This is a genomic window from Streptomyces mutomycini (genome assembly GCF_001700505.1).
Lineage (GTDB): Bacteria > Actinomycetota > Actinomycetes > Streptomycetales > Streptomycetaceae > Streptomyces > Streptomyces mutomycini.
This window is the reverse complement of sequence record NZ_MAPV01000047.1, coordinates 21,178-30,309: the sequence shown is the minus strand read 5'-3', so window position 1 is coordinate 30,309 and position 9,132 is coordinate 21,178. Positions and strand designations below refer to the sequence as shown.

The following is a 9,132-nucleotide window of genomic DNA, read 5'->3' as shown; positions in this document are numbered from 1 at the left end:
GTAGGACGCCGCCGAACAATTTTTCCGGGAAAGCCCCGTGCCCTTGTGGCACGGGGCTTTTCTGCGTTCACGACTCCCACCGATGCCGATGCCGATGCCGACGCGGGAGGGAGCCGGTCTCGGCCTGTGTGGGCGGCTGACTGGCCCGAATAGGCCCTCGATATCATCATGGCCATGACGGCATCGGAACCGACCATTCTCGCGACCTCCGGTGGGCACCGCGTCGGAGGACGCACCCGGGTGATGTTCGATTCCTTGGTGCATCACGCGGTTGATCTCTCAGGAGTGCACGGCCGCCGCCCACGAATCATGTATGTCGGCACCGCAATCGGAGATGCCGAGCACTTCACCAGCCGCATGAGCGAGGCCGCGCGGGTAGCCGGATTCGACCTGACGCCGCTGCACCTGTTCCCCATGCCCAACGTGGAGGACATCGAAGGTGCGGTGCTCGATCAAGACGTCGTCTGGGTCATGGGCGGATCGGTCGCCAATCTGCTGGCCGTGTGGAGGGTCCACGGCCTGGACCTCGTCATGCGCCGAGCCTGGGAGGACGGCGTCGTGCTCAGTGGTGTCAGTGCGGGGTCCATCTGCTGGTTCCAGGGGGGTGCGACCGATTCGTTCGGACCGGATCTGCGCCCGATCACGAACGCTCTCTCCTTCCTGCCCTACGGCAATGGCGTGCACTATGACTCGGACGAAGGGCGGCGTCCGCTCATCCATCAGCTTGTCGCGGACGGGACCCTGCCAACGGCTCACTGCACAGATGACGGAGTCGGTCTGGTCTACCGGGGAACCGAACTGGTTGAAGCGGTGGCAGAGGTGTCGGGGAAGGGTGCCTACGTGGTCAAGCGCGAGGGGAACGGTGCAGTGGAGGAGCGCATCGAGCCCCGCAAGCTGCCCACCGTGACACGTTGATCACGCCGGCGGCAGAGCCGCCGGTCCTGGGCAGCGGCGGGGCCCTGGTCAGTAGACCCGCGGGCCGGCTTCGGTGACGCGCACCTTCTCGTTGAAGCCAATCGGCTTCTTGCCCTTGGGGACGAGCTCGCAGGCGTAATCGGTTTCCGTGTTCAGGGGCACCAGTACGGCTTCGGGGATGTCGTTGCAGAGCGCGTAGTCGATGCTGTCGCGATGGTTTCCGTACAGCAGCCGCGCAACGCCTTCGCGGGTGAGTAGACCGTTGCGAGGGGCCGCGGTGTACTCCACGACGTTTTCGGACCAGCCGGACTCGTCGCCGATGCTTACGTTCCACGCCACTTCGAGGCCTTCGTAGGTGACGGTGCAGCTCACTTGGGTACCGCTCTTGGAGCCGACGTCCTCGGGGCACTCGGCGGTGGCCTCGCCCGAGGCGTCGGCCATGGCGAGCGTCTTGCGGCGCAGCTCGTAGGCGAGGTTCTCCCCGAACGTGGCGTCGTCGGCCGGAGAGGGTTGCAGATCCTCCTTCGGCCTATCGGCTGGTCTGGCCAGCTTCTGCGGCAGGATCTCGCCGATGGTCTGTGCCTCTGCACCGGCGGCATCGGAGTCCTCGCTCGCGCACCCGGAGGCTGACAGACTCACCGCAGCGGCTATGACCATGTAAAGGATCTTCGTGCGCATGGCAGTCACCCTACCGAGCCCCTTGGGGCGGTACCGCCACTGCTGCCCGAACGGTATCCCCGACCCGCTGACGTCTCCGTGCGCGCCGTCTACAGCCGGCCGGCTGCTTTCAGCGCGAGATAGGCGTCAGCCAGCGCGGGGGCGAGGTCGTGGGGCGGGGCGTCCACCACCGTGACGCCGTGGCGACGGAGTCGGTCCGCGGTACGGCGACGTTGGGCCTGTGCCTGAGTGCCGGCCGCTGCCTGGTAGGCCGCGTCCACCGAGCCCCGTGCGCGGGCCATCGCCTCGACGTGGGGATCCGCGACTGCCGCGACCAGAACCGTGTGGCGCTGGGTGAGCTGCGGGAGGACCGGCAGGAGGCCCTCTTCGACGGGAGCGGTGTCGAGGCTCGTGAGCAGCACGATCAGGGAGCGGCGGGGAGCGTTTGCCAGTGCAGCCGCGCTGAGGCCGCGGGCGTCGGTCTCCACGAGTTCAGGTTCCAGGGTGGCGAGAGTGCTGACGAACGTCGACAGGACGTCCCCTCCTGCTGTCCTGCCCCGCACCTGGGCTCGGACACGCCGGTCGTAAGCGATCAGGTTCACGCGGTCGCCGGCGCGGGTGGCCAGGGCTGTGAGCAGGAGGGTCGCGTCCATGGCGGCGTCGAGGCGGGGCACGTCGCCCACCCGGCCTGCCGATGTGCGGCCGGTGTCGATGACGACGAGGATGTGGCGGTCGCGCTCAGGGCGCCAGGTGCGGACAGCGACCGCGGACTGGCGCGCGGTCGCTCGCCAGTCGATGGAACGGGTGTCGTCTCCCGCGACATAGGCGCGCAGGCTGTCGAACTCCGTGCCGTCTCCGCGGGTGAGCACGCTGGTCCGGCCGTCCAGTTCACGCAGTCTGGCGAGCCTCGAAGGCAGATGCTTCCGGCTGGTGAAGGGGGGCAGGACCCGGACGGTCCAGGGCACACGGTGATGCCCCTGGCGGGCGATGAGCCCGAGAGGGCCGAAGGACCGGACGGTCACACGGTCCGCCTGGCGGTCACCGCGCCGGGAGGGACGCAGGAGTGTGGTCGGACGGCGCCGCTCCCCGGCAGGTACGGCGATGCGGTGCCGCGACGAAGCCTGTTCGGCCTCGGAGGTCCAGCTGCTGGGGGGCCAGGCGTCGCGGAGGTGGGCGCGGAGCCGTCGCCGGGACGGGTTGGTCACGGTGAGTTGCACTGCTGCGGTGTCGCCGAGTCGAACGGATGTGTCACCGGATCGGGTGAACTGCAGGGTACGCACTGGCGCAGCCAGGGCGTAGTCGCACAGAATTGCCAGTGACAGGGGGACATTCACCGCAAGCATCCCGGTCCAACTGGGGGCCAGGATGCCTACAGGGAGTGACCCCAGAGCCGCCACCAGTGCGGCCCGTCCGGTGAGGGCCATGGTCACCTCCTCACCGGGGGACGGGGACGTGGGCGAGGACAGCCGTGATGACGGAGTCGGCGGTGACGCCCTCCATCTCCGCTTCCGGCCGCAGCTGTATGCGATGGCGGAGCGTGGGAAGAGCGAGGGCTTTCACATCGTCCGGGATGACGTAGTCCCGGCCCGTGAGCCAGGCCCATGCCCTTGCTGTGGAGAGCAAGGCGGTGGCTCCTCGGGGGGAGGCGCCGAGGGTGAGTGAGGGGGATTCACGCGTGGCACGGCAGATATCCACGACATAGGCCGCGATTTCGGGGGAGACAGAGGTAGCGGCGACCGCGGCGCGAGCTGCGTCAAGGTCCGCAGGGCCGGCTACGGGCTGTATGCCTGCTGCCTTGAGGTCTCGCGGATTGAACCCCTCGGCGTGGCGAGTGAGCACGTCGATCTCGTCCTCGCGTGAGGGAAGGGGGACCGTCAGTTTGAGGAGAAAGCGGTCCAGCTGGGCCTCGGGAAGAGGGTAGGTGCCCTCGTACTCGACGGGGTTCTGGGTGGCCGCGACCAGGAAGGGGTCGGGCAGAAGCCGGGGCGATCCGTCGATGGTGACCTGGCGTTCCTCCATGGCTTCCAGCAGGGAGGACTGTGTTTTGGGAGGAGTGCGGTTGATCTCGTCGGCGAGCAGGAGGTTGGTGAACACCGGGCCGGGCTGGAAAGAGAATTCGGCGGTTCGGGCGTCGTAGACGAGTGAGCCCGTGATATCGCTCGGCATCAGATCGGGGGTGAACTGCACGCGTTTGGTGTCCAGTTCGAGAGAGGCCGCAAGTGCACGGACCAGGAGGGTCTTTGCGACTCCTGGGACGCCTTCCAGCAGGACATGGCCCCGGCAGAGGAGAGCGACGACCAGTCCGGTGACGGCCGGGTCCTGGCCCACCACGGCCTTGGCGATCTCGGCACGCAGCGCCTCCAGGGAGGCGCGTGCGCTGTCGGAGTTCACGGCGACCGCACGGGTCTCTGCGGGTGCCGCAAGCTCGGCGGTCTCCGGGGTCGGGGCGGTCATGAAGTGCGTACCTCTCTTTCGAGGGCGTCTAGTTGATCGGTCAGAAGGACAAGGGCGGCGTCATCGGTCGGAGCCGGCCCGAAGAGGAGGGAGCTGAGTTCGCTGCCCGTGTTGCCGAGACGGGCGGTGAGGGCGGGCAGGAGCACGGCAGGGGAGTCGGCGTCACGGGGGGACACTCCGAGGAGCGGGGAGATGCGGGTCCGTGTGGCGGAGCGCAGTGTGGCGGAGGCGCGGTCGCGGGCGTCTGCCTTGCGGTAGAGACGGGCCCGGCCCTCGGTGGATTCGGAGGCCCGGATGGCTACCGGGAGCCGCTCGGTGACCAGCGGGCCGAAGCGGCGGGCACGCCAGAGGGCGGCGAGGACGGCGGCGAGGGCCAGTTGGAGGGTGCCCCAGAGCCATCCCGATGGGATGAGGCCGATGAATTCGCTCTCGCCCCCGGCTCCGCGGTCATCGCCGGTGTTCCGGCTGCCGGAGCCGTTCTCGGCTGCGGAGGGATCGTCGAGCGAGGGGAGGTACCAGACGAGATGTGTGCGGGAGCCGAGGAGTTGCAGGCCCAGCGAGGCGTTGCCCTGCTGGTCGAGACGGTCGTTGTGGAGGATGTCGGGGGAGCCGAGCAGCACGGTGTCCCCGTTGCCTCGTCCAGGCAGGACGAGGAGGGAGGCGAGTTCGTCGTCCGGGTAGCAGCCGATGGCCTCGTGTGCGTCCGTCGAGTAGAGGACGCCGCCCATGTCGGTGGTCCCGGCAGTGCGGGCTGCGGGAAGTTCGCAGCGCGGAGGGCGTGCTGTTACCGGTCCACGCGCTTCCTGGCGTACGCCGGGTACGAGCCTGGCCACGGAGGAGCCCTCGGGGGCGATGAGCACGGTGCGGCCCGTGGAGCCCGCAGTCGCCGCGTGGAGGCGCTGTTGCTGGTGCGCGGTGAGCATGTTGGGGCCGGTGACGAGCAAGGTGGTGTCGGGGCCCGTCGCACCTGCCGCCTCGTCGAGGGTGGTGACCACGTCGACGGATACGCCACGGTCCCTGAGGAGTTCGGCGGCCGCCAGGCTGCCGTAGGGGTCCCCGGAGCGGGGGTCGAGCCGGCCGTGCTGGCCACCGGAGCGGACGGCGGCGAAGGCGACTCCGGCGACGACGAGGACGAGGGCGGCGAGCAGCAGACCCCGCACGCGCTGCCAGACCTGTCGGGGGGTGCGGGATTCCGAAGTGGTGGGATCGGCCGTGGTGGCTGTCATCCGACGGCTCCTCGGGCTGCGCCGGTGCTCAGCACCGGCTTGGCTGCCCGGAGTTCCCGGTCGAGGGTGCGCAGGGTCAGGTATGCGGCCTCGTCGGCGGTGCGGCCGCCGTATGTGACGTCGTCGAAGGTCCGTGCCGCAGCGCGGAGCCGGTCGGCGTGCGCGGACATCAGGCGGCCTGCCTCGGCTGCTGCCTCGTCCGCGGTGCGGCCGGGGCGTGGGTCGATCACGGCCCGGTCCTCCAGGGAGCGGACGAGGGCGCGCATGAGTTCCTGGACGGCTTCGGTCCAGCGCCGGGCATCGGCGTGTGCCGCGGCCGTGGTGCGGTGGTCGGCCGCGCTGCGGGCCGTGCTGCCGAAGAGGGTTTGCGGGACGCGGGCGGTGCGGCTCGGCGTGCCGAGCCTCCACCACAGTGCGGCACCCAGCCCGGCGACGGCCAGGACCAGAACGACGAGCCCGAGCGGGCCGCCGGGGGCGGCCCCGGCGGCATCGGCGAAGAGGTCGCCGACCCAGTCCCAGAAATGGTCGAGGCCGCGTTCCAGGAGGTTGGGATCGTGTTCGTGGTACACCGGGTCGGACAGTTCGTCCTGCGCCGCTTCGCGGGCGGGGACGCGTGGGGTGTCCACGGGTATGTCCTCGCCCGCCCGGATGAGTTGTACCGCCGCGGTGGTGCCCCCCGTCACCGCATCAGCTCCTGGGGGTCTCGTAGCCGGGCACGCCCGCGGCCCGGGCCAGCTCGAGGTCGAGCGCCTCACGGCGGATGCGCTGGTCGATGTAGAGCAGGGCCATCACTCCGGCGGTGAACGGGTAGACGAGCGTCGAGACGATCACTTCGCCGATGCCCGTGACGATGAGGAACGGCCAGCCGAAGTCCGTCGAGCTGCTGTTGAGGAATTCGCTCAGGCCGTTGCTGTCCAGGGACACGGCGACGATGCCGAAGGGAATCGCGATGATCAAGGTCAGGACGATGACCAGCAGGTAGGTGAGGGCCAGGATGCCGAACGTCCGCCACCAGCTGCCCCTGACCAGTTTGGCGGACCGGCGCAGGGCGGCGAGTACGGGCTGTCGTTCCAGCATGAGTGCCGGCGCGGCGAGAATGAAGCGGATCATCAGCCAGAGAACGACGGCGCAGGCGGCGAGGAAGCCGAGGAAGGTCAGTGCGAGCCCACCCGCGCCATCGCCCAGGAGCAGGCCCGGAAGCAGGCCCGCTGCCATGATCGCGGCACTCATCAGGCTCAGCAGAAGGGTCAGCCCCAGCAGCGGCCGAATCCGGGGGCGGGCCTCGGACCATGCTTCGGAGAGCGTTACTCCACGGCCCAGTACGGAGCGGCTGACCACCACGGTGAGGACCGAGGTGGTGATCAGCGTGGCGAACATCGCGATGAGCGTGGTCGGTCCGCTGTTGATCAGCTGCGACTGTGCCGAGTCGGAGGCCTGGCGGAGGGCTTCCGCTCCGGTCGCGTTCGGGTCCACCGACTTCTGCTCGGGCAGGAGGTAGCGCTGCACGAGGATGATCAGGATCTCTGCGATCACGGAGACGGTGAGACTGATGCCGAGGACCGTGCGCCAGTGGGTGCGCATGGTGGACACCGCACCGTCGAGGATCTCGCCGACCCCCAGGGGACGGAGTGGGATGACGCCGGGCTTCGCGGCCGTGGGCGGGCGGCCCCATCCGTGGCCTTGCGGCATGCCGCCCCAGCCCGGAGCGGGCGGTGGCGCGCCCGGGCCGCTGCCGGGGGCGCTCGGCGGGGACCACTGCCCCGGAGGCGGCTGTGCGGGAGACCACTGTCCGGCGGGTCCGCTTCCGTCGACGGGCGAGGAGGGTCTGGGGATGCCCGTCTCCTGGCCGTCGGAGGGGGCGGATCCGGGCGAGGCCCAGCCCGGAGAGTCGTTCATCGTCGCTCCTTCACAGTCCTGCCCGCTCATCGGGGCGGCAGGTTGCCAGCCATCGTGCCACGCGTTGGTCCGGGGCGGGCCTGGCGCTGTATCTCCTTCTTGCCGTCGTGTGCGGGCGGTTCAGCGGGCAGACTGGGCGGATGGCTGATCAGGACGCGCAAACGCCGGTGGGTATCGAGCCTCCGGCCCTCTCCGTACTCCGCTGGGACGAGCCTCCGGGAGGTCCCGCGGTGGTGCTCCTCGACCAGACCCGGCTGCCCGCCGAGGAGGCCGAGCTGGTGTGCGCCGATGTGCCCGCGCTGGTGCGGGCGATCAGGATGCTGGCGGTGCGGGGGGCGCCTCTGCTGGGCATCGCCGGAGGCTACGGGGTGGCGCTGGCCGCCGCCCGGGGCGAGGACGTGGACCAGGCTGCGGAGCTTCTGGGGCAGGCGCGGCCCACCGCGGTCAATCTCGGGTACGGGGCGCGGCGGGTGGCGCGGGAGTACCGGGCGGCTGTCGGGAGCGGGCTCGTCCCGGAGGCGGCGGCCGTGGTGGCTCTGGCAGAGGCTCGGGCTCTGCATCAGGAGGACGCGGCCGCCAGTGGGCGGATGGCGCAGTACGGTCTGGAGCTGCTGGCGGAACTTCTCCCGGGACGAGGCGGGTACCGGCTGCTGACTCACTGCAACACCGGGGCGCTCGTGTCCGGCGGTGAGGGCACGGCTTTCGCGGTGGTTCTGAGGGCGCACCGCGGAGGCAGCCTGCGGCAGCTGTGGGTGGACGAGACCAGGCCGTTGCTCCAGGGGGCCAGGCTGACGGCGTACGAGGCGGGGCGGCACGGGATGCCGTTCAGCTTGCTCACGGACAACGCGGCGGGTTCGCTGTTTGCGGCAGGGGAGGTGGATGCCGTAATCATCGGGGCGGACCGTATTGCGGCGGACGGCTCGGTGGCCAACAAGGTGGGGAGCTATCCGTTGGCGGTGCTCGCGAAGTACCACCATGTTCCGTTCCTCGTCGTGGCGCCGACGACCACGGTCGATCTGGAGACGGTGGACGGCACATCGATCGTCGTGGAGCAGCGTTCCGCGACGGAAGTGACAGAGTTCACATCGCAACCTGGTGCTCCGGCCGGGGGCGGCGGGGGCGGGAGAGCCGTCGCACCCCCGGGAACCCAGGCGTACAACCCCGCATTCGACATCACGCCGTCCGAACTGGTCACGGCGATCGTCACGGAGGAGGGCGTCATTTCCCCGGTCACGGGGGTCGGACTGGCAGAGCTGTGTGCCAGGTCATCGCAGGTAACGATTAGCTAATGGGATGATGTCGTTTATGAAGGGACGCGTCCTTGTCGTCGACGACGACACCGCACTGGCCGAGATGCTCGGCATTGTGCTGCGTGGAGAAGGTTTCGAGCCGTCGTTCGTAGCGGACGGCGACAGGGCACTGGCCGCATTTCGTGAGGCCAAGCCCGACCTGGTGCTGCTGGACCTCATGCTGCCCGGACGGGACGGCATCGAGGTCTGCCGGCTGATCAGGGCCGAGTCAGGTGTGCCGATCGTCATGCTCACGGCCAAGAGCGACACGGTGGATGTGGTGGTGGGCCTGGAATCCGGAGCCGACGACTACATCGTCAAGCCGTTCAAACCGAAGGAGTTGGTTGCCCGGATCAGGGCGCGTTTGCGGAGGTCCGAAGAGCCTGCGCCGGAGCAGCTGGCGATCGGGGACCTGGTCATCGATGTGGCCGGTCACTCGGTGAAGCGGGAGGGGCAGTCCATCGCCCTCACACCGCTGGAGTTCGACCTGCTGGTCGCTCTCGCCCGTAAGCCGTGGCAGGTCTTCACCCGTGAGGTGCTGCTCGAGCAGGTGTGGGGCTATCGCCACGCCGCAGACACCCGCCTGGTGAACGTGCATGTCCAGCGGCTCCGCTCGAAGGTGGAGAAGGACCCGGAGCGGCCGGAGATCGTCGTGACCGTCCGTGGTGTCGGTTACAAGGCCGGACCGAGCTGAT

Annotated in this window: 9 protein-coding genes; 3 read left to right on the top strand and 6 right to left on the bottom strand. The window is 69.5% G+C overall.

Features of this window, described 5'->3' with window-relative positions:
* Positions 1 to 174 precede the first annotated feature (174 nt).
* Entirely contained in the window at positions 175 to 915 is a 741-nt protein-coding gene (locus BFF76_RS07620) for a Type 1 glutamine amidotransferase-like domain-containing protein (protein ID WP_053929382.1), read from the top strand.
* A 48-nt stretch (positions 916 to 963) separates the two neighbouring features.
* Here BFF76_RS07620 and BFF76_RS07615 read toward each other — a convergent pair whose 3' ends face one another.
* From BFF76_RS07615 to BFF76_RS07590, 6 genes are all read right to left on the bottom strand, one after another.
* Entirely contained in the window at positions 964 to 1,593 is a 630-nt protein-coding gene (locus BFF76_RS07615; RefSeq protein WP_053929383.1) for a hypothetical protein, read from the bottom strand.
* Between the two features lie 89 nt (positions 1,594 to 1,682).
* Positions 1,683 to 2,996 carry a DUF58 domain-containing protein gene (locus BFF76_RS07610; RefSeq protein ID WP_053929384.1) on the bottom strand — a complete coding sequence of 438 codons (1,314 nt, stop codon included), beginning with the start codon at positions 2,994 to 2,996 and terminating at the stop codon, positions 1,683 to 1,685.
* A gap of 10 nt (positions 2,997 to 3,006) precedes the next feature.
* Entirely contained in the window at positions 3,007 to 4,026 is a 1,020-nt protein-coding gene (locus BFF76_RS07605; protein WP_053929385.1) for an AAA family ATPase, read from the bottom strand.
* Complete coding sequence (locus BFF76_RS07600) at positions 4,023 to 5,252, bottom strand: DUF4350 domain-containing protein (protein WP_031101101.1); 1,230 nt, start codon at positions 5,250 to 5,252, stop codon at positions 4,023 to 4,025. The genes BFF76_RS07605 and BFF76_RS07600 overlap by 4 nt, the downstream gene beginning before the upstream one ends.
* The gene (locus BFF76_RS07595) at positions 5,249 to 5,935 is read right to left on the bottom strand and encodes a DUF4129 domain-containing protein (protein WP_053929386.1); all 687 of its coding nucleotides are present in this window, start codon (positions 5,933 to 5,935) and stop codon (positions 5,249 to 5,251) included. Before BFF76_RS07595 ends, BFF76_RS07600 begins: the two co-directional genes overlap by 4 nt.
* Before the next feature lie 4 nt (positions 5,936 to 5,939).
* Positions 5,940 to 7,148, bottom strand: coding sequence for a glycerophosphoryl diester phosphodiesterase membrane domain-containing protein (locus tag BFF76_RS07590; protein ID WP_065847708.1), 1,209 nt, complete (start codon positions 7,146 to 7,148; stop codon positions 5,940 to 5,942).
* A 140-nt stretch (positions 7,149 to 7,288) separates the two neighbouring features.
* On the opposite strand from BFF76_RS07590, the gene mtnA reads away from it, so the two are divergent.
* Together mtnA and mtrA are read left to right on the top strand one after the other, a co-directional pair.
* On the top strand, positions 7,289 to 8,437 hold the full coding sequence (mtnA, locus tag BFF76_RS07585; RefSeq protein ID WP_079122338.1) for an S-methyl-5-thioribose-1-phosphate isomerase: 1,149 nt from the start codon (positions 7,289 to 7,291) through the stop codon (positions 8,435 to 8,437).
* A gap of 4 nt (positions 8,438 to 8,441) precedes the next feature.
* Positions 8,442 to 9,131: a two-component system response regulator MtrA gene (gene mtrA, locus BFF76_RS07580; protein ID WP_195826152.1), complete on the top strand. Its 690-nt coding sequence runs from the start codon at positions 8,442 to 8,444 to the stop codon at positions 9,129 to 9,131.
* Position 9,132: the final 1 nt, after the last annotated feature.